The 22,284-nt window shown below is 33.7% G+C and carries 19 protein-coding genes; 14 read left to right on the top strand and 5 right to left on the bottom strand.

Translation table 11 applies throughout. The annotated features are described in order from the left end of the window. Positions 1-29 precede the first annotated feature (29 nt). Positions 30-548 carry a DUF421 domain-containing protein gene (locus tag ACEN92_RS02795; RefSeq protein WP_495640850.1) on the top strand — a complete coding sequence of 173 codons (519 nt, stop codon included), beginning with the start codon at positions 30-32 and terminating at the stop codon, positions 546-548. A 28-nt stretch (positions 549-576) separates the two neighbouring features. Here ACEN92_RS02795 and ACEN92_RS02790 read toward each other — a convergent pair whose 3' ends face one another. The 4 genes from ACEN92_RS02790 to hutH form a co-directional block, all read right to left on the bottom strand. Next, complete coding sequence (locus tag ACEN92_RS02790) at positions 577-1,962, bottom strand: SMI1/KNR4 family protein (protein ID WP_495640849.1); 1,386 nt, start codon at positions 1,960-1,962, stop codon at positions 577-579. A 172-nt stretch (positions 1,963-2,134) separates the two neighbouring features. Next, positions 2,135-3,466 carry an inorganic phosphate transporter gene (locus ACEN92_RS02785; RefSeq protein ID WP_495640848.1) on the bottom strand — a complete coding sequence of 444 codons (1,332 nt, stop codon included), beginning with the start codon at positions 3,464-3,466 and terminating at the stop codon, positions 2,135-2,137. A 31-nt stretch (positions 3,467-3,497) separates the two neighbouring features. Next, positions 3,498-4,142 carry a DUF47 domain-containing protein gene (locus tag ACEN92_RS02780; protein ID WP_007810732.1) on the bottom strand — a complete coding sequence of 215 codons (645 nt, stop codon included), beginning with the start codon at positions 4,140-4,142 and terminating at the stop codon, positions 3,498-3,500. 48 nt (positions 4,143-4,190) lie between these two features. Continuing rightward, the gene (hutH, locus tag ACEN92_RS02775) at positions 4,191-5,705 is read right to left on the bottom strand and encodes a histidine ammonia-lyase (protein ID WP_495640847.1); all 1,515 of its coding nucleotides are present in this window, start codon (positions 5,703-5,705) and stop codon (positions 4,191-4,193) included. Positions 5,706-6,281: 576 nt separating this feature from the next. Here hutH and thrA point away from each other — a divergent pair. From thrA to ACEN92_RS02750, 5 genes are all read left to right on the top strand, one after another. Beyond that, positions 6,282-8,729 (top strand): bifunctional aspartate kinase/homoserine dehydrogenase I, encoded by a 2,448-nt coding sequence (gene thrA / locus ACEN92_RS02770; RefSeq protein ID WP_495640846.1) that lies wholly within the window; start codon positions 6,282-6,284, stop codon positions 8,727-8,729. A 74-nt stretch (positions 8,730-8,803) separates the two neighbouring features. After that, entirely contained in the window at positions 8,804-9,727 is a 924-nt protein-coding gene (locus ACEN92_RS02765; RefSeq protein WP_495640845.1) for a homoserine kinase, read from the top strand. A 337-nt stretch (positions 9,728-10,064) separates the two neighbouring features. Then, entirely contained in the window at positions 10,065-11,354 is a 1,290-nt protein-coding gene (gene thrC / locus ACEN92_RS02760; RefSeq protein ID WP_495640844.1) for a threonine synthase, read from the top strand. Positions 11,355-12,012: 658 nt separating this feature from the next. Continuing rightward, on the top strand, positions 12,013-13,362 hold the full coding sequence (locus ACEN92_RS02755) for a TlpA family protein disulfide reductase (RefSeq protein ID WP_495640843.1): 1,350 nt from the start codon (positions 12,013-12,015) through the stop codon (positions 13,360-13,362). A 108-nt stretch (positions 13,363-13,470) separates the two neighbouring features. Continuing rightward, positions 13,471-14,070 carry a hypothetical protein gene (locus tag ACEN92_RS02750; RefSeq protein ID WP_495640842.1) on the top strand — a complete coding sequence of 200 codons (600 nt, stop codon included), beginning with the start codon at positions 13,471-13,473 and terminating at the stop codon, positions 14,068-14,070. Positions 14,071-14,201: 131 nt separating this feature from the next. Here ACEN92_RS02750 and ACEN92_RS02745 read toward each other — a convergent pair whose 3' ends face one another. After that, a complete protein-coding gene (locus tag ACEN92_RS02745; protein ID WP_495640841.1) occupies positions 14,202-15,020 on the bottom strand; it encodes a hypothetical protein in 819 nt (272 codons plus the stop codon). A 179-nt stretch (positions 15,021-15,199) separates the two neighbouring features. On the opposite strand from ACEN92_RS02745, the gene ACEN92_RS02740 reads away from it, so the two are divergent. From ACEN92_RS02740 to ACEN92_RS02705, 8 genes are all read left to right on the top strand, one after another. Next, complete coding sequence (locus ACEN92_RS02740; RefSeq protein ID WP_495640840.1) at positions 15,200-15,517, top strand: ArsR/SmtB family transcription factor; 318 nt, start codon at positions 15,200-15,202, stop codon at positions 15,515-15,517. Between the two features lie 12 nt (positions 15,518-15,529). After that, entirely contained in the window at positions 15,530-15,997 is a 468-nt protein-coding gene (locus tag ACEN92_RS02735) for an SRPBCC family protein (RefSeq protein ID WP_495640839.1), read from the top strand. A 6-nt stretch (positions 15,998-16,003) separates the two neighbouring features. Next, positions 16,004-16,387, top strand: a complete 384-nt coding sequence (locus tag ACEN92_RS02730; RefSeq protein ID WP_495640838.1) for a DoxX family protein — start codon at positions 16,004-16,006, stop codon at positions 16,385-16,387. 11 nt (positions 16,388-16,398) lie between these two features. Further along, positions 16,399-16,977: a YdeI/OmpD-associated family protein gene (locus ACEN92_RS02725; RefSeq protein ID WP_495640837.1), complete on the top strand. Its 579-nt coding sequence runs from the start codon at positions 16,399-16,401 to the stop codon at positions 16,975-16,977. 56 nt (positions 16,978-17,033) lie between these two features. Continuing rightward, positions 17,034-17,600: a DUF4256 domain-containing protein gene (locus tag ACEN92_RS02720; RefSeq protein ID WP_495640836.1), complete on the top strand. Its 567-nt coding sequence runs from the start codon at positions 17,034-17,036 to the stop codon at positions 17,598-17,600. 298 nt (positions 17,601-17,898) lie between these two features. Further along, positions 17,899-19,356, top strand: a complete 1,458-nt coding sequence (locus ACEN92_RS02715) for a PhoX family protein (protein WP_495640835.1) — start codon at positions 17,899-17,901, stop codon at positions 19,354-19,356. Positions 19,357-19,434: 78 nt separating this feature from the next. Continuing rightward, complete coding sequence (locus ACEN92_RS02710; protein WP_495640834.1) at positions 19,435-21,210, top strand: cytochrome-c peroxidase; 1,776 nt, start codon at positions 19,435-19,437, stop codon at positions 21,208-21,210. A 468-nt stretch (positions 21,211-21,678) separates the two neighbouring features. Next, positions 21,679-22,185, top strand: a complete 507-nt coding sequence (locus ACEN92_RS02705) for a GNAT family N-acetyltransferase (protein WP_495640833.1) — start codon at positions 21,679-21,681, stop codon at positions 22,183-22,185. Positions 22,186-22,284: the final 99 nt, after the last annotated feature.

The raw sequence follows: 22,284 nt of genomic DNA, 5'->3' as shown, positions 1-22,284 counted from the left end.
AAAGCTTTTTTAAATTCAAAATAAAAAAAATGACACTATTCCCCTATCTTGATATTATTGGCAGAAGCGCAGCTGTCTATTTTTTTATGACAATCGCTCTTCGCATTTTCGGAAAAAAAGAACTTTCACAACTAAACACGGCGGATATTATCCTAATTTTATTAATCAGTAATTCGGTTCAAAATGCAATGGTTGGACCAGATACAAGCCTTTGGGGAGGTTTGGTTGCCGCTTTAGTTTTGTTTGTTATAAACTATGCAATTAAAAAACTGACTCATAAATACAAAATACTCAATAACCTGCTATTAGACAAACCTGAGATTTTAATTCATGACGGGAAATTAGATTTTAAATCTTTAAGCAAATTAGACATTTCTAATGACGAATTAAAAGAAGCAATGCGTGAACACGGACTGGAACATTTTGCAGACGTAAAGCTTTGTATGTTAGAAATTGACGGTACAATTAGTGTAATTTCCCAAAGCAAAAAAGATTTAAAACAGACTCATTACAAACGAAAACACAATCATAAAAACTTTAGAAAGTAAGCAGCTAGCTTAATTCAACGCTAGCCTTTTATTTCCAAAACTGAAACCATTTTTTTTCTCTATAATAATTGTCAATATCTATATTTTTAATCGTTGTAGTGGTAAGACCATATGATTTGAGCCTGTGATTTAAATTTACTAAAATATAATCCTGCTCTTTTTCGAATTTTTCAGCAAGCAACTTATAATGCTTCAATAGTTTTTTATCTTTTACTCCTTCAAGTGCCTGTAATGTTATATGAATAACTCTGTTTGAGCTGTCATTTAAGCCCACAATAAAAGTATCCGTATATTTGTTTTTATTATTTAATTGCCCAAGTGAATAATAAGCACTGACTCTAATATTATCATTGTCATGAGAGGTAAAAGGAACAATCAAATGTCCATAATCTACATCCATCTCTTTTAGCAAATAACTACAGAATCTAAAAGTTTCTTCATTATTTATTTTTTCGATATTTGATTCAATAATGGAAAGCCAATCACTGCTTTTATCTTTTGCATACCAAAATATAAACTGAAAAACATCTTGCAAGCTTTCTTCTACAAACTCAATTAAATATGATTTTGCTTTTTCATAATCGAATTTAGTCAATATTTGCAATGCTGCCTTCTTTTGATCAATACAACTTATTTTATATTGTTCTTCAATTATTTGTATTGTTTCATTCTCAAGTTTTTGTTTATTTAAAAGACCTTCTAAACAATTAATTTTTGTTTTATTATCTGAAGTAGAAAAATAAAGTTTTAGTATCTCTTCTTCCGAACCCCCCATTTTATAACCAAACCAGCTGGGAGTGTCTTTTATCAAATCACCGGAAATTACTTCATCAAGCCATCTTTCATACCAATCCAAAAAATTTAATTCAAAGGTAAATTTGGGCTTTTGCTGGTCAAGATCAATATTAACAATCCTTCCTTTATGCTCTCCGTTTAAAACAAGTGCGTGAATATAACTACAGCCTTGTGAACCAAGAGGTAATACTCCTGAATAGATTTTTCCTAATTCGTTTTCATAATCTTCATCAGAAATATCATTTTCGTTAACTTTTTTTGTTAAGTCATTCCAATATTCATCTGTCATTTTAGGATACAAAACACAATTTCTTTTTAAGTATTCTTTTGTATTTTCAATTAATTCACCTACATTTTTCCCAAGTGGATAAATACCATAAAATGGTCCGGCTCCTGAATCAGAATATGAGATTCCTCCATTACCAATATGAAGCAAAAATGCTTTATAAGATTCTGGTAATTTTAAATCATATTCTTTTTCAAATTTTAAAATATCTTCATTATATAAAGGTTCCCCTAAAATATATTTATGACTTTCTGCACCAAAAACTTTTAATTTTACATCATTATATTTTGCCTTGATAAGCTTATCTTTTATTCTCTGTATTTGGGCACTCATAATAGTATCTCCTTTAGCTTTTTTAATCTTATCACAAATATATTTATTTCACAAACTAAATCTACATAACAGAACAATATCAAAACGAAAAAGGATAACTTCTTTCGAAATTATCCTTTTGTATGTTTTAAAGCGTGAAAACTTATATTTCACATTTTACAAATAGTATTTATTAGATAAAAATACTTAATAAAAAGTAAACTATACCTGCTAAAATAGCCGAAATAGGAATCGTTAATACCCATGCCCAAATCAAGCTTACAGTTACACCCCAGCGAACAGCTGAGACACGTTTTGTTAATCCAACACCGATAATAGAACCTGTAATAGTATGTGTTGTACTTACCGGGATTTTTAAATGCTCAGTAAAATAAAGCGTCAAAGCTCCGGCAGTTTCTGCAGCAACACCTTCAAACGAGCTTACTTTTGTGATTTTAGAACCCATCGTTTTCACAATTTTCCAGCCACCACTCAAAGTTCCGGCAGCAATAGCAGAATAACACGCTAACGGAATCCAGCCTGGCATTACACTTTTTATTCCCAAATCCTCATTTGGCAATACAACATCCAACCAGGAATCCATATGAACACCCGGGTTTGTGTGAATATATACGGCTACAGCTGCAGCAATAATACCCATTACTTTTTGAGAGTCATTCCCTCCGTGGCCTAAACTAAAAGCTGCAGATGACAATAATTGCATTTTTTTCAAAGCTGCATCAGCCTGATGAAGATTTAAACTACTGAATATTAAACAAAAAACACTTACTGTCAGGATAATAAAAGCAACTAAAAACCATTTTATATTGTGTGGATCGAAAGCTACACTCCAAAAATGCGAATCAAAACGAGGTTTTTCAATTTCTGAATAAGGGACCATTAAGCTACTAACAAACCAAACCGTCCCAATCATTAGGGCTACAGTAAATATTTTGGGAAAAATACTTTTTCGAGAGGCATTTAATAACCAAATCGAAATTAAATAGGAAGCCAATGCCCCTAATAATGGTGCTAAAACGATGAAAGCAATAATTATAATGACTCCCGAAGGCATTCCTCCGTCTTTTCCGGCTTTATACCAGCTTACGATTTCGTACCAATAATGAGTAGCACCATCTTCGCCAATATAACCTAAAAAACCATGTACAGCTATAGCATGAGCAATTGCTGCTCCTGCAAAACCGCCAATCAAAGTATGTGAAGAACTTGAAGGAATTCCAAGCCACCATGTCAGTAAATTCCAACAAATTGCTGCAATAACTCCGGCGAGAATCACAACCAGATTAATCTCCATGGTGTGCGCCGTTTTTGCAACAGTATCTGCAACACCAAATCCGAAAACCCAATATGCCAGAAAGTTAAAAAATGCTGCCCAAAGAACGGCCTGAAAAGGCGTTAGTACCTTTGTTGCAACAACTGTAGCTATAGCATTTGCCGCATCATGAAAACCATTGATGTAATCAAAAATTAAAGCTAATACTATAATAATTATAAGTAGCGTCATAAATTATAACTTCAGAATGAAATAAATTGAATTAAGAATGTTTTACAGAAATAGATTCCAGTATATTGGCAACACTCTTACATTTATCTGTTGCAGATTCTAAAACAGACAATACTTCTTTATATTTAATAATATTTTTAGCGTCTGTTTCGTTTTCAAAAATTTCAAAAACTGCTTTGTTATATACGTTATCAGATTTGTTTTCCAGTTTATTAATTCTGGCACAAGCATCTTTAATAACTTTGAAATTCTTTAAATTTCTTAACTCTTTTACAGCGCTGTCAATGTTTTGACATGCCTCAAGGTTGATTTCTGTCATTTTTCTGATTGATTTTGTAATCTTATCAACCTGATACAATCTCATTCTGCTTGCAGCACCATGCAAATAATCGGCAACGTTATCAATAGAAGTAATCAAGGTGTGAATATCTTCCCTGTCAAACGGAGTAATAAAGTTTCTGCTCAATTCCAGATTGGTCTGACGCGTAATGTCTTCTCCTTTTTGCTCTAATTCATCAATTTTCTGAAAAAGAACTTCTCTTTCTTTCAATGGAAGATTTACGGCTTCGTGTAAGTTAGAAGCTAATTCAATTAAATTGCTTGAAGCCTCTTCAAAAAGTGGAAAGAATTTTTTGTCTTTCGGCACTAAAAATTGGAAAATACTGTTTATAGACATTTTTATATTTTTGATAGTGCAAAATTACTTCATTATTGTTTTGTAATGTTAAGCCATTGTTAACAAATCATTTTCAATTTGGAAACTATTAAGAAACAAAACTGTCTTTTCGATATCATAATGTAAAATTCTGTCTTCTTTTACTAAAGGAACCTCTTCTCTGTAACTATTCAGAAACATTTCGATGAATTCACTTGATTTCAAAGGTTCTCTGTACGCAATAGCCTGCGATGCATTTAATAATTCGATTGCCAGAATACGCTCCAGATTATCCATAACACGCAACGCTTTTGTAGCTCCGTTTGCCCCCATACTTACATGGTCTTCCTGTCCGTTACTTGATACAATACTATCTACACTTGCCGGAGTGGCCAGTTGTTTGTTCTGGCTTGCAATACTTGCCGCCGTATATTGCGGAATCATAAGACCTGAATTTAATCCCGGATTATCCACCAAAAATGCCGGAAGATTTCGCAATCCTGAAATTAACTGATAGGTTCTTCTTTCAGAAATGCTTCCTAATTCTGCCAAAGCTATTGCCATAAAATCTAAAGCTAATGCCAAAGGTTGTCCGTGGAAATTTCCTCCCGAAATAATCTGGTCTGATTCCATAAATATATTCGGATTATCTGTTACCGAATTGATTTCGGTTTTGAATACTTTTCGAACATAATCAATCGCATCTTTTGAAGCACCGTGAACCTGAGGCATGCAACGGAAAGAATACGGATCCTGAACATGTTTTTTCTCCTGAGCAATAATGTCGCTTCCTTCCAAAAATTCATTGATACGCTGTGCAGTGATAATTTGTCCTTTATGTGGACGAATAAAATGTATCAATTCATTAAAAGGCTCAATTCTTCCATCAAAAGCTTCTAATGAAATAGTACCGATTAAGTCTGCCAAATAAGAATACTTATAGGCTTTCATTAAAATATGAGCACCATAAGCCCCCATAAACTGAGTTCCGTTTAATAATGCGAGACCTTCTTTGGATTGTAAAACGATTGGTTCCCAGTTAAAATGTTTTAAAACTTCACCAGAAGCTACTTTTTTTCCTTCAAAAAGAACCTCTCCTTCTCCTAATAAAGGCAAGGATAAATGTGCCAAAGGTGCTAAATCCCCAGAAGCACCAAGTGAACCTTGTGTAAAGATTATTGGTAAAACATCATTGTTATAAAAATCTATCAAACGATTCAATGTTTGTATTTGGATTCCTGAATGTCCGTAACTTAAGGATTGGATTTTAAGAAACAGCATCAATTTTACAATTTCAGCAGGAACTTCTTCCCCGGTACCACAGGCGTGTGACTTTACAAGGTTTTCCTGAAGCTTGGATAAATTTTCATTCGAAATTTTGACATTACAAAGTGACCCAAAACCTGTATTGATTCCATAAATAGGTTCTGGATGTGAAGCCATTTTTTTATCCAGATAATCCCGGCATTTCTGTACATTTACTTTTGCTTCATCAGATAATTCAAGCTTCTTTTGATGAACAATTATTTCTTGCAGGGATTCCAATGTCAGGGTTTCAATACTTATATAATGGATATCACTCATTTGTTTATAATTTAAGACCGCAAAATTCAACAAATCAACCTTAAAAAACAACATTTTATAACAATATTAAAATATTTAATTTGTCCAATCCTGACATCTTATATATTTCATAAACTAATATTTAATATAGTTTTCACTTAACGATGCTATAGCTCTATTCCTTTTTGAATTCTATATCCAATAAACCAACGGGCTAATAAATTACTCAATCCACAAAAACAGGATTAAATATACGAATAAGTCAACTTTATATATTTAATTTTAACAAATACTCAATATTGAATTTTTATCATTAGATTTATTAAAATATTCGTAAAAAAGAAAATAAGGTTTCTAACTTTTATAAAAAACTGTACTTTTGGAAAATCAAAATGAACAGTAACAGCAATAAATATCAATCTACAATGACAACTCAAACAAGAGTTGCTACTGCTGCTACAATTACTTCTACTACAACAACTACCCCTTAGGGGTATCATTTTCACATATAATCCTGATTATCTATACTTTTTTTTCTGAAAGAAGAAAGGCTTTGGATACATAAAAATATTTGCATAAAAAGAAAAAAACATCAAAATGAAAGTATTAAAATTTGGCGGAACTTCGGTTGCCAATGCACAAAATATAAAACTCGTTCTCGAAATTATAAGCCAAAATTCTAAAGGAAATAAACTAGCCGTTGTTGTTTCTGCCTTGAGCAAAGTAACAGATATGTTACAGCTGGCAGCAGCAAAAGCGGCTGAAAATGATGAAAGCTTCCGTGAAATTGTAGCGGAAATTGAGAAAAAACACCTTGACACACTAAAAGAATTAATTCCGGTTAGCGAACAAAGCAGTTTATTAAGCCACATAAAAAGAATCATCAATCATCTGGAAACATTATTGGACGGATGTTTTTTATTGGGCGAATTATCACCAAGAACCGAAGATACAATCCTGAGTTTTGGTGAATTGCTTTCTTCTTATATTATTGCTCAGGCATACCAGCAAATCGATAAGGATTCAACTTACAAAGACAGCCGTGAATTAATTAAAACCAATAACAGCTTTGGAAAAGCAGTTGTGAATTTTGAAATTTCAAATCAGTTGATTCAGGAATATTTTGCCGAAAATCAATCGAAAATCAATATTTTGCCCGGATTCATTGCTTTAACTCTTGACGGGATTACTACAACATTAGGCCGTGGCGGTTCTGATTATACTGCTGCAATTATTGCCGGAGCACTTGAAGCTGACCAATTGGAAATCTGGACTGACGTAAACGGAATGTTTACTGCCAACCCAAAAATTGTAAAACAGGCTCAGCCAATTGCCAATATTTCCTATCAGGAAGCAATGGAATTGTCGCATTTTGGAGCAAAAGTGTTGTATCCGCCAACTATTCAGCCGGTTTTAAGAAAAAATATTCCGATTCTGATCAAAAATACTTTTGAGCCGAAAGCAGAAGGAACTTTAATTTCTAACCGGATTTCAGCACAAACTACTCCTGTAAAAGGAATCAGCCATATCGATCATATTTCGTTATTAACCCTTGAAGGTCCGGGAATGATTGGAGTTTCAGGCTCGTCAAAACGTTTGTTTGAAGTATTGTCACATGAAAAAATCAACGTTATTTTTATCACTCAGGCATCTTCTGAACATTCGATTTGTATAGGAATTCTGAATTCTGATGCTGATAATGCTGAAGAAGCGATCGACAAAGCTTTTGAAGTTGAAATTTTACAAAACAAAATTGATCCTTGTATTGTTGAAAAAGACCTTTGCATTATTGCTTTGGTAGGTGAAAACATGAAAAATCACCAGGGTCTGAGCGGAAGAATGTTCAGTACTTTAGGAAAAAACAACGTGAACATCCGTGCCATTGCTCAGGGAGCTTCTGAAAGAAATATCTCGGCAGTTATTAACGAAAGAGATGTTAAGAAAGCACTGAATACCTTACATGAAAACTTCTTTGAAGAAAATACCAAACAGCTGAATTTATTTGTTATGGGTGTTGGAAATGTAGGTGAAAAATTCATCGAGCAAATTCACAATCAAAAGAAATTTCTAAAAGAAAACTTAAAAATCAATGTACGTGTAATCGCTTTGTCAAACTCAAGAAAAATGCTTTTTGATGAAGAGGGAATTTCTCTAAAAGAATGGCAAGCTGATTTAGATAAAGGAGAACCGGCAAACAAAGAAGCCTTTATTAAGCGTGCCAAAGAAATGAATTTACGTAACAGTATTTTTGTTGATATTACAGCAAATGCAAGTGTTTCCGAAACTTACGAACAGTTCCTAAAACAAAGTATTGCCGTTGTAACCTGTAACAAAATCGCGTGTTCATCTGCTTACGATAATTACAAAAAACTTAAAAGCTTATCACGTCAATACAACGCTCCGTTTTTATTCGAAACGAATGTGGGTGCGGGATTACCGATTATTGACACAGTGAAAAACTTAATTGCCTCAGGTGATAAAGTACATAAAATACAAGCGGTTTTATCAGGAAGCCTGAACTTTATTTTCAACAATTTTGACAAGAATAATTCTTTTCATGATGTAGTAAAAGAAGCCGGAGTTCAGGGATTTACAGAACCGGATCCGAAAATTGACTTGAGCGGAATTGACGTTGCCCGTAAAATCTTAATCTTAATTCGCGAAAGCGGTTACGAAATGGATATCGACGCTATCGCCAACGAATCGTTCCTTCCAGCCGAATGTTTAGCTACAGTTAATAACGATGACTTTTTTGCTTCGTTAATCAAACATGCTGCTCATTTTAACGGAATTTATGAAGAGGCTTTAGCCAAAGATTCCCGTTTGAAATACGTAGCACAATTCGAAAACGGAAAAGCAAGCGTAGGTTTGCAATTCATTCCAAAAGATCATCCATTTTACAATCTGGAAGGAAAAGACAATATCGTTTTGTTCTACACCGATCGTTACGCAGATCAGCCTTTATTGATCAAAGGAGCCGGAGCCGGAGCAGCCGTTACCGCTTCAGGAATTTTTGCGGATGTAATTCGCATAGGAAATATATAATTTTTTGTTTCAAGTTTCAAGTTTCACGTTCCAACAACCTGAAACTTGAGACCTGAAACGTGAAACAACAAATAATGGAAGAAATAAAACTATTTTGCCCGGCAACTATTGCGAATCTTTCGTGCGGATTTGACGTTCTTGGACTTTGCTTAGACAATGCGGGCGATGAAATGATTGTTCGTAAAACAGCTGAAAAAGGAGTTCGTATTACTAAAATTGTAGGTGCCGATTTGCCTTTGGAAACCGAGAAAAACGTTTCGGGAGTTGCGGCTTTGGCAATGTTGGAAACATTAGACGAATTAGACTTTGGTTTTGAAATCGAAATTTATAAAAATATCAAAGCCGGAAGCGGAATCGGAAGCAGTGCTGCCAGTTCTGCCGGAGCGGTTTTCGGAATTAATGAATTGTTAGGAAGACCTTATTCACGTAAAGATTTGGTGCAGTTTGCAATGCAGGGCGAAAAATTAGCCAGCGGAAACGCCCATGCTGATAACGTTGCTCCTGCCCTTTTAGGCGGATTTACTTTGGTAAGAAGTTATGCTCCGCTTGACATTATCCGAATTGACAGTCCTGAAGAATTGTTTGCAACGGTGGTTCACCCACAAATTGAATTGAAAACATCGGATGCGCGTTCAGTATTGAAACAAACGGTTTCCCTGAAAAGCGCCATTATGCAATGGGGAAATGTAGGCGGATTAATCGCAGGATTATACACCAAAGATTACGATCTGATTGGAAGATCACTTCATGACGAAATCGTAGAGCCCTTAAGAAGCGTTTTGATTCCGGGATTTGATCTGATCAAACAAACGGCTTTAGAAAATGGTGCTTTAGGTTCGGGAATTTCAGGTTCGGGCCCTTCAATTTTTGCTTTAAGCAGAGGAAAAAATACCGCAGACCAAATCGCCAAAGCCATGAGTGATGTTTACGAAAAAATGAATTTGCCATATGAAATTCACGTTTCAAAAATTAATCCTGACGGAGTTAGGATATTGTAACTGGAAAAGAATTAAAAATTAAAGATTAAAAATTGTGCACCCGGATTGTCAGACTGAGCGAAGTCGAAATCCCGCAAAGTATGACATACAAGCATAACCATACAGTTTGTCATTCCGACGGAGGAGGAATCTTCGGTGCAAGATCGACAAAGATTGGTTCTATTGATTGTAGAGTTACTTGCGGAGATTCTTCTCCGTCGGAATGACAAGGAAACAGAATAATAATTATTTGGAATTTGGAACTTAAAAAATTTGAATTTGATTTTAAGAAAAGTCTATTTTCTATAATCTATTCTCTTTCTTCTAAAATCTAAAATCTAAAATCTAAAATAACATAATGAAATACTATAGTTTAAACCATAATGCCCCAAAAGTTTCGTTTCAGGAAGCTGTAATACAAGGATTAGCAAGTGATAAAGGATTATATTTCCCGGAGAATATCACGGCTTTAGATGCTTCTTTTTTTGATAAAATTGAAAGTTTAACCCACGAAGAAATTGCTTTTGAAGCAATCAAACAATTTGTGGGTGATGAAATTCCGGCTGCCAAATTAAAAGAAATTATTGCCGAGACTTTATGCTTTGATTTTCCGGTAGTCAAAGTGGAAGAAGGCGTTTATTCTTTGGAATTATTTCACGGACCTACAATGGCTTTTAAGGATGTTGGAGCACGATTTATGTCACGTTGTCTGGCGTATTTTAACAAAGATAAAAAAGATAGCAAAAACACGGTTTTAGTAGCGACTTCCGGAGATACGGGCGGTGCTGTTGCCAGCGGATTTTTAGGCGTTGACGGTGTTGATGTGGTGATTTTATATCCGTCAGGAAAAGTGAGTGACATTCAGGAAAAACAATTGACCACTTTAGGGCAAAATATTAAAGCGCTTGAAGTTGACGGTGTTTTTGATGATTGCCAGGATATGGTGAAGAAAGCGTTTTTAGATGAAACTTTGGCCCATAAAAACCTGACTTCGGCGAATTCTATTAATATTGCGCGCTGGTTGCCGCAAATGTTCTATTTCTTCTTTGCTTACAAAGCTTTGAAAAGCCAAAACAAACCCTTGATTTTCTCTTGCCCAAGCGGTAATTTCGGGAATATCTGCGCCGGAATTATGGCAAAGAAATTAGGTTTGCCAATTGAACATTTTGTAGCCTCTACCAACGTAAACGATACTGTACCAAGATTCTTAACCAACGGAAAATACGACCCAAAACCTTCTAAAGCGACAATTTCTAACGCCATGGACGTTGGAAACCCAAGCAACTTTATCAGGATTCAGGAATTGTACAACAATGATTTAAAAGCTTTTGAAAAAGATTTCTCATCGTACAGTTATACCGATGAAGAAACTTTAGCAGCCCTAAAAAACATTTATGAAGTGGATGGTTATATCGCAGAACCACACGGTGCTGTGGGTTATTTAGGTTTGAAAAAAGAACTGCAAAAAAACGAAAATGCGATTGGTATTTTCTTAGAAACGGCTCACCCAATTAAATTCCTTGATGTAGTTGAACCTGCTTTAGGCATTACACTTCCGATTCCAACACAAATTGAAAGTGTTATGAATAAGGAGAAAGTGAGTGTGAAGATTAAGACTTATGAGGAATTGAAGTGGTTTTTGGGATAATAATTATCTCTCTTTATAAAATATTAAAGTCACAAATTACACTAAAATAAATCGGTGCAATTTGTGGTTTTATTTTATTGTGAATTAGTTTTTATAAGGTAATCTACCATGTTTTTAAGATTGTCTTTAATTATTTTAAATGATATAAAGTTATATCGTTTAAAATACACATAGAAATCATCAAACTTTGCATTTGTTTCTTTTTTTCTCACAACATAACTTAAACTTTAGAATCAAAACCAGCAGCATTTAAAAAAATCCTTCAACTGGAATATTGGCTTGTTCTAAAGTTCCTGTTACTATTTCAAATTAAGGCATTTACTATTTCTTCTAAAGGAACTATTGTATGAAAACCATGTATACTAATGGTAAATAAGGAACAATTTTTCTTTTTATTATTTTGTCAAGTATACCCACATAAGGATTGATTTGATTATGCTTTGCAATACAAATTTCGTCAACTCTTTTTTATTTACAAAACAAGTTTAAATCACTTCGATAATAAATTGAAGATTTTTTATTTCAAACCTAAAAAATATTTAAAAAATTCATCTTTGATAATCGCCTTAAATTTAATGAAAAACTAGTATCTTTCATTAATATAAACATGCTTTTTTAGAAGAAATAAACTACATTTTATTAACCATAAAAACAACAAATGAAAAAAAGTATCTTCTTACTGTTATTAATTTTTTATTCCTTTACAACTCCTAAAGAGTTAATAATTATATCAGGGAAAATTACAAATACCGAAAATGGTAAAATTAGAATCAAAGGAGAATCATTCGATAAAGAAATTATTCTAAAACCAGATGGTACTTTTTTAGAAAATTTAGAAATTAAATATAACGGCCTTTACACAATTGAAACTACAAAAAATAACATCTCAATATATCTATGTTCAGAATCAAAATTAGCGTTAAATGCTGATGACAACAATTTCCTTCCAACTTTAAAATATAATGGAAAAGGGAGTATAGAAAATCAATACATTCGTAATAAAACAATTATAACTTCGAAAATTTCATATGAAGAAGTATATAAATTAAATGAAATTGACTTTTTAAATAAAATAAATGAAATTAAAAATTCTATCAACACTTTATACAACCAAACAAAATTTTCTGATGCTAATTTTAAAACAAAAGAAGCTAGAAATATTTATTATTTAGAACAAAACAACTTGTATGTTTATAAAAATTTTCACTATTTTTTTGCTGGTTTAAACGAATTTAAAGTTTCTGATAAATTTCCTCAAATTGACGATACAATTGATTTGGATAATGAAGTTGATTTTTTGTTTTCAAATGACTACAAAGAAATTGTGTTAAATAAGTTTTTCGAGAATGTTAAGGGTGATATTATAAATGCATTTATTACAGCCAAAAATGCAATCCCAAAAATAAAAAATCTAAAAAGTCAAAGCATAAAAAACAGATTAATTCAAAATGCTATCAATGATATTAACATTCAAAATTTGAACTATGAAAATATCTATAATGAATATATTTCTATAACAAATGACACCAAATTAATTGAGAGTTTGACTATTTGCTATAATAATGTAAAAGCCTTAGAAATGGGTAAACCATCTCCTAAATTTGAATATGAAAACCAAAAAGCTGGAAAAATATCTTTAGAAAGCCTTAAAGGAAAATATGTTTATATTGATATTTGGGCGACATGGTGTGGACCTTGTATTAAAGAAATCCCATACCTACAAAAATTGGAAGAGCTATATAAAGATAAAAACATTATTTTTATTAGTATTTCAGTTGACAACATCAAAAACCGAGAAAAATGGAGTAATATGATAAATGAAAAAAATTTTGGAGGTATTCAGTTATTAGCTGATAAAGAATTTGAATCTGAATTTATACAAAAATATGGTATTATGGAAATTCCACGATTTATTCTAATTGATCCAAATGGAAACATTGTAAATTCTAAAGCTCCTAAACCATCAGAACCTAAACTAATTGAATTATTTAACGAACTGAAAATATAATTTTTAACGTTCTCAGTTTTCATTGTTAATACTCAAGAAAGCTTCACCAGGCTGGCGCGAGCGTCCCGTTCGTGAACACAAACAAAATCAACTAAATTAAAAGATCATATGCTAAAAAAACTCATCATCCTTTCACTTATCCTTTTAACTGCTTGTGGAGGAAATGAATCCAATAATGAAAATCCAAAAAATGAAGTTCCTAAAGCCTTGCAAGAAGAAGGAGGAACTAAAATCTTGGGAAGATATAGAAGTCATGATGAATTAACTGAAGAACTATATCAGGAACTTGTGAGCAAAAATACTGAATTGAAAAATCTGGAAACTGACCTGGAAAATTTCAACGCAAGTGATACTCTAAATATATTTTATAATTATAATGGAAAATCAGAAGATTATTATCAGACTGCCAATAATCAGGCAAATTCTATAAAAGATAGTATTCTGAAAAATAAGATTCTTGCTTTATTAAAAATGAGCGATGAAAAATATGCTGTAAAAACTGCAGGATTAAATCAATTAGTAAAAACAATTCATCAAAAGCAAGGAGATCTAAATGATTATCATAATGCATTGAAAATTGTTTTGACACTTCCAATTATTGAAAAATATCAGAATGAAAATCTGCCTGAAAAATCTCCATTTGAAAAAGTAATAAAAGACGAAAATTTATTAATTGAAAAAATAAAAAAGAATACTCCGGAATACTAATTTCCGTTGCTGTGCGAAGTCTCCCGACTTCGTACCCGTTCCAATAAGCAATGCAAACGGAATATAGCAATGTGTACGAAGTCGGGAGACTTCGCACAGCATAAACGATAATAGTAACTAAAATAAACTTTCTATTTCCTCGTCCCCAATAAATACAAAATCTTCCCTGGCCCGGATTTTACTTTTCCAACTTCCCAGTTAAAGGTTTCTTTATTGTTTAAATTGGCAATAAGGTCATTCATTTCCTCAACCGAGTACGTTCTGAACGAAGACACTACGCCATCCCACAAAACCAACAAAGGAACAATCGGAATAAGATAAGTAAAAATTATTCTGCCAATTTTAAACGGACGTATAAAAGGCGTGGTTAATAAAACGCTAATGGGTGAAAAAATCATCGCTATGATACTTGGTAAACTTCTTTCCTGTGCCTCAAAAATAGCAATGGCACTATCGCTGTCAACAGCATTTTGCAGAATTTGCTGAGCGTCTTTGGGTTCAAAATGATGCAGTGATAAAAACTGTGTTCGGAGTCCGGATAATTGTCCCGGAACATTTCTCGCGTCTATTGGTACTGAAATAAATTCGAAATTATCAGCCTGTTTTTGTGTATACTGAAAAGCTGAAATATTAGGGAAATAATCTGTCAACAGAATTTTCAGATCGGGATTATTTTTTCTGAGTTCGTTGTTGAGCCAAATCAATCCGCCTCCTCCACCCGATCCTAAATCTACTATTCGGTTGGTATTGCTTTCTTTTAAACCTTTTTCTATAATTGGAACTATGCCTTTGTACATTCCGGTTTTATTGGACAGAAATTGCAAAAAATCGGTCATATAATTTCTAATGAATTTCGGAAGCCATTTTTGGTCCTCAAATTCGAATAAATGAATTCTTCCCATACTATTAGTTTTCGATTCCATTACAAATTTCTGTATTTTTTTAGACATTTCCTCATATTTAGCTTATTTTCATTTATTTATCTTTAAATAAATCATTTATTCCTGATAAAAAATTCCTTGTCAATCTAAATTATCACTCTCTTTAAACGTGCTTTCATAAAAAAAAGTGTACAAAAAATTGCGTAGTTAAATGACTTCGTATATATTTGTAGTCAAATAACGACACTATGAATTTAAGACGAGATGTATTTCAGGCTATATCAGACCCAACAAGAAGGGCCATCCTTTTATTGGTCACCACACAATCCATGACGGCAGGTACCATAGCTTCAAAATTTGAGACTTCCAGACCCACCGTTTCAAAACACCTGCAAATACTTACGGAGTGCGAGTTGCTCAAACAAGAACAAAACGGCAGGGAAATTTACTATCATTTAAACCCTCAAAAAATGAAAGAAATAGCAGATTTTATAGAGCCATTCCGCAAAATGTGGGATGACAAGTTTAACAAACTCGAGTCGGTCATGAAAAAATACATCCAATAATTATTTACAGCTATGGAACTAAAAACAAAAATAAATGCCGAAGACGGCAAACAGGATTTAATGATTACAAGGGATTTTGATCTCCCTTTAGAATTATTGTTCAAAGCTTATATCGAACCTGAGATCATCGAACAATGGATGGGTACGAAAGTGCTGAAACTTGAAAATAAAAACCATGGCAGCTGGCAATTTGAAACAACAGATCCTCAGGGAAATGTTGTATTTAAGGCAAATGGCATTATTCATGAGTTTGTTTTGAACCAAAAAATCATCAGAACATTTGAAATGGAAAATACGCCTTTTCCTGTTCAGCTTGAGTTTTTAGAGTTTGAAAAACTCACCGACAATACCAGCAGGCTCAATATGCAGATCGTATACAAATCCGTTTATGACAGGGAACAAATGCTGAAGTTACCTTTTGCCCAAGGCATTAACATGGCTCATAATCGATTAGAAGATATAGTAACTAAATTAAAATAACATATTATGACAAAACGAAATAAGATTATCTATTGGACTGCTACTCTTTGGCTTGCACTGGGAATGCTGTCAACTGCAGTAGTACAACTAATTAAAATGGATGAAGAGGTTCAAAATTTCACCAATTTAGGTTATCCTCTTTATTTAATGACCTTACTGGGAGTTTGGAAAATTTTAGGCGTTATCGCAATATTAATTCCCAAGTTTCCTCTGTTAAAAGAATGGGCCTACACAGGGTTCTTCTTTACGATGTCGGGAGCAATTTTCTCTCATATAATTAACGGTGATGACGCCATAGCACTTTTTGGACCGGCACTACTGTTAATCCTGACCGTGCTGTCCTGGTATTACAGACCTGCAGATCGAAAAGTAATTTCAGCTATACCTTAAAAGATATAAAGATGAATCCGAAAGTAGATTTTTATTTCAGCAAAAACGAAAAGTGGCAGAAAGAGATTGAGAAGTTAAGAACAATCGTTCTTGACTGTCAGTTTAATGAAGAGTTAAAATGGGGTGTTCCGTGTTATACTTTTCAGAAAAGCAATATTGTTTTAATACACGTATTTAAGGAATATTGTGCGCTTTTGTTTTTTAAAGGCGCTCTGCTCAATGATGCCAACGGCATTTTAGTACAGCAAACAGAGAATGTACAATCAGCCCGTCAGATTCGGTTTACCAATCTTCAGGAAATTATTGATCTGGAACCTGTCTTAAAAACATATATTTATGAAGCTATTGAAGTGGAAAAGGCCGGGTTGAAAGTAGAACTGAAAAAAACAAAAGAATTTAGCGTTCCTGAGGAATTTCAGACCAGACTAAACGAAGATCATAACTTAAAAACTGCTTTTTATGCTTTAACGCCAGGAAGACAAAGAGGATACTTACTTCATTTTTCGGCGGCCAAGCAATCGAAAACACGGGAATCCAGAATCGAAAAAAGCATTCCTCAAATTCTTAACGGAAAAGGTTTGGATGATTAATAAATCTGCAACTTTAAAATACAGACAAATCCGGACACGTCCAAAAATCAGTAATCATGAAAAGTAATAAAAAAGAATTGTCAGCAGAAGAACGTACCTGGCTTTTAAACACACTGAAAACCCGTTTCGAGAAAAACAAGAATCGTCATAACGATCTCGAATGGACTAAAATACAGGCAAAACTGGAAGCAAATACTTCGAAACTCTGGTCGCTCAATGAAATGGAAAGAACGGGTGGTGAACCGAATGTTGTAGCATACGATAAAGCAACAGATGAATACATTTTTTATGATTGTTCTGCAGAGAGTCCAAAAGGGCGCAGAAGCATTTGTTACGATCACAAGGCACTCGAATCAAGAAAAGAGCACAAACCTGTAGACAGCGCCGTTAATATGGCTTCTGAAATGGGCATTGAGCTTTTAACAGCAGAGCAATATCAGGAATTACAAAAACTTGGAAGTTTTGATTCAAAAACATCAAGCTGGGTAGCAACTCCGCCTGACATCAGGAAACTTGGAGGGGCACTTTTTTCCGATTTCCGCTACGGAACGGTCTTCGTCTATCACAATGGAGCCGAATCTTACTATGCTGCAAGAGGTTTTCGCGGTTCTTTAAAAGTCTAAATTTATAATGAAGATTATTAAATATTAGGTGTCAGGCTGAGCATTCTATGATAAAAAACAAATAAGTTATATCCATTAAAACACTCATTCCAGCCTCGTTTAAAATTGCTTTAAACGAGGTTTATTTTTTTAAAGTTAATTCAGGATTAGGCTTTTATTACGAGAATGTTAGTATGTAAATTAATTGTTTTTTCTAACAAACAGTCCGCTATCAATAGTATCCATTTGGTAATATACAATTCATTTTTAGTTTAAATGTTACGCATTTCTTTGTAAAAAATTTAAAAACTACCAAAAAATGAAAAAAACTATTTTACCATTGTTGTTTTTAGCAACACTGATTTCCTGCGATAATAATGATAAATCCGACACTAATACTGGTGCCAAAACAGATGTCGTATTGAGTAACCAATCTGTAACACCTGTATTACTTAAAAAACAAGCCGGTTTTGAGAACCTTGAATTATTTTCACTGCTTACTTCAGATGATGTTTTACCGGAAAGCCCAAGTTATATTTTTGGAGGTTCTGCAGACGGTTCCGGTTTATTAAAAAATTCAGATGGTACTTTTACTTTTTTAGTGAACAACGAAGACAATTTTGCAGTTTCAAGAATTACTTTAGACAAAACATTCAAACCGGTAAAAGGAGAATATTTGTTAAACTCTAACGGGGGAACCTGGAGATTATGCGGTGCTACTATGGCAACAGTTGCTGAACACGGTTTCGGTCCTTTGTATTTAACTTGTGGAGAATCCGGCGAAGAATCCCGCACGCATGGTGTAAATCCTTATGCTAATGTAGGAGGAGCATCAGTAACAAAAGAGTTGTCAGGATTAGGCAGATTAAGTGCCGAAAATGCTTTGCCTTTGCGTAAATCTGCTTATTCAGGAAAAACAGTTGTTGTTATTGGCGATGACGATTCGGGAACTTATGGCGGACAGGTTTTTATGTACGTATCCAATACTGTGGGTGACTTAGAAAATGGTTCATTGTATATGATGAAAAGAAATGACGATAACCAAAAAGAGAAAGATATGGTTACGGGTCAAACCTACCCTGTTTCTTTTGTAAAAATTGACAATCACACTACAATGACCGGGGCTCAGATTAATGCTTCGGTAAATACGCTGAAAGCCATTAAATTTGGAAGAGTTGAAGATTTAGATTACCGAAAAGGAGGAAATGATGCCGATCGTGAAATTTATTTTAATGTAACGGGACAAGCTGTTTCAGGAACAAATGCTGATGCTTCAAGAAATAAATACGGTAGAGTTTATAGATTGAATTTAGATAAATCAAATCCATTAGCTGGTAATCTGGAAGTTATTCTTGATGGAGATGATCGCACAGGAATTGCCGGAAAATTTCAGGATCCGGATAATATTTGTGTGACCAAAAACTATGTTTACATTCAGGAAGATGCTAATGGTTATGGAGATGAAACACATGATGCTTACATTTATCAATATGACATTGCCAAAAAACAACTAAAAGTGGTTGTCGAATTAGACCACCGCCGTACAGAAACTGATGCGGCTAAATACAATGTAGGCGGAACATCTGCTTTTGGATCCTGGGAATATGGTGCTTTAATTGATGTTTCTGAACAATTGGGCATCGAAGATACTTTTTTATTAAGCGTACAGCCTCATACCTGGACGGGAGATAAATACAAAGGTGTTGATGGAGGTACACTTCGTACTTCTGAAAAACAAGCGAGTCAAATTGTGGTAATCAAAGGATTAGCCAGATAAATTACACCATTTTTACACAAAGTCCACGGTTCTATTATAGAATCGTGGTTTTTGTTTTTATAATCAAGTATTTTTTAAATGAAAAAATTTTTCCTTATCCCCTTATTTTTACTCTTGTTTTCCTGTACTGATGATAAAACGACAGTTGAACAGATCAACGATTTGTTTAAAAGTGATATTACTGCTTTGAAAAAAGAAGTTACACAACTGGAACATCTTATTCAAAACGATGCTTTTGCGAAACAAATCCAACAGCAGTTTCTAAAATCGCACGAAGCATACAAAAAAGTGGAGATTTTAAGTGAATATTATTTCCCAACTGTTTCAAAAGCCATAAACGGTCCCGCTTTAGATGAATATGAAGTAGACGAAGGTATAACAGTTCCTCCGGAAGGGTTTCAGGTAATAGAAGAATTTATTTTTCCGAAATACAATAAAAAAGACAAATCGGAACTTTTAAATCAATTGGGAATTCTTAAAGCCAATCTGAATCGGCTTGAATTGATTTCGAAAACGAATACCCTGACTGATTCTCATATTTTTGATGCCATGAGACTGGAAGTTTTTAGAATCGTTACTTTGGGAATTACCGGTTTTGATTCACCAATTGTACAAAATTCGATTCCGGAAACGGCAGCATCATTCGAAAGCATTAAATCCTACTGCAAAATTTACGCTTCACAATTCGAAATAAAAGAACTGCAAACCACATTGGCTACCATAGACAAAGGGGAAAAATATCTACAACAGCATCAAAATTTCAATTCTTTTGACAGGGCTTATTTTATTAAGGAAATTACCAATCCGTTGAGTAAAAGTATTTACCAGACCCAAATAAAACTACAGGTTCCATTTCTTAAAGAAGTCAGAGGTCTCAAAACAACAGCACAAACGCTTTTTGATAAAGATGCTTTTAATGCAGAAGCTTTCTCCGGATTTCCGGATTACAAAACCACACCTGAAAAAATAAAATTAGGGCAGGAATTATTTAACGACCCTGTTTTATCTGGAACCAATACCCGCTCTTGCGCTTCCTGCCATCATGCCGACAAAGCTTTTACAGACGGTTTGGAAAAAGCAACAACTATAGACGGCAAATCTTTAATCAAAAGAAATACCCCTACTCTTTCTAATATTGCTTTTCAGCGTGCTTTTTTCTCCGATTCACGGGTAAGTTATCTTGAAGATCAGGCGGTAGCAGTTATTATCAATGAAAACGAAATGCATGGTTCTTTAGAAAAATCAGCCAATGAATTAAAGAAAAATAAACAATATGCTGCTAAATTCCAAAAGGCATTTCCAAATAAAGAAATTGATGTTTTTGCCATAAAAAATGCTTTGGGCTCCTATATTCGGTCATTAAGTTCTTATGATTCCAAATTTGATGGTTATATGCGTAATGAAACCTCCTTTACAACGGAAGAAAAAGCAGGCTTTAATTTATTTGCAGGCAAAGCCAAATGCGCCACCTGTCATTTTATTCCGTTAACCAACGGAACCGTCCCTCCAGGTTTTACAAAATCAGAAAGCGAAGTACTTGGAATACCGAATAAACAAAATAAATTAGATGCTGATTTAGGTAAATTTGAACTAACGAAAGCCGAAATTCATAAAAATTCCTTCAAAACGCCGACAATTCGAAACATAACACTAACAGCGCCTTACATGCATAATGGCGTTTTTAAAACCCTTGAAGAAGTCATTGATTTTTATAATGAAGGAGGAGGAAAAGGTTTAGGCTTTTCATTAGAGAATCAAACCTTACCCGAGAACAAATTAAAATTAACAGATCAGGAAAAAAAACAGCTCATTGCTTTTATGAAAACCTTAACTGATAAGAAATTCAGCTATTAACCTGAGTTCGATTATTAAAGAGCAGGTTTTGAGTTGCCTCCAGCTTCAGCTCAATGTCATTAAGTTAAGGATTTCTTGCCATACTTTTATAAATCCAGCTCTCGCAAAGACGCGAAGACACAAAGTAATCGGTTTTAAACTTTATGCTATTTGTCTTTGCGAGAAAAAACAAAGCTTAACTTAATGACACCTTAGTCAAATGAAACTCATGTGCTTTTTGGCTAAAGCCAAATTATCTTTACTTAATTTACTCCAGCTGAAGCTGGAGGCAATTCAAAGATTTACTTATAAGCTTTTTATTTTTCTTTATTATTTGTTAATCAATTATTTCCTATGAAGATGAGGTTATTAATAAACACTAAAATTTTATTACGCTGAAGCAAAAGTCAAAAAAAGCAGCAACCAATAGATAACTGTAGCCTGTATTTGTTATTTTTATCTTTTAAAATTATTAGCATAAAAATACCCATGATTACAAAAGCAATATTGGCAGATATTCCTGCATTAAACATATTAATCAATTCGGCATACAGAGGAGAATCATCTAAAAAAGGCTGGACAACAGAAGCTGATCTTTTAGAAGGAAAAAGAACTACCAAAGAAGAATTGATACAAATAATTGAGGATCCAAAAAATACCATTTTGAAGTTTACTGAGAATGATAAAATTATTGGTTCTGTTTTGCTGGCAGAGAAAGAACATCAATTGTATTTAGGAATGTTGACCGTTTCTCCTGAATTGCAAAATAGCGGAATTGGTAAAAAAATGTTGACTGAAGCTGAAAAACATGCTAAAAAACTAGGTTTGTCTTCGATTATTATGACAGTAATTTCAGTAAGGGAAGAACTTATTGCGTGGTACAAACGTCACGGTTATATTGATACAGGCAAAAGAGAAGCCTTTCCTGAAAGCCATATACATATTACCGTTTCAGAAGAACCGTTAGAGTTTATATTTTTGGAGAAAAAGGTATAAAGCTGTTTTAACTCAGACGCAAGCCTCAATTCAGCCGCTAAGTTTCAGGCAAAGGTTCTGAGGTACAAAGAAAGTCTTTGAACCTCAGAACTTTTGCTT

This window comes from Flavobacterium sp. Flavsp81 (assembly GCF_059491325.1).
This window is presented reverse-complemented; position numbering and strand designations above follow the sequence as displayed.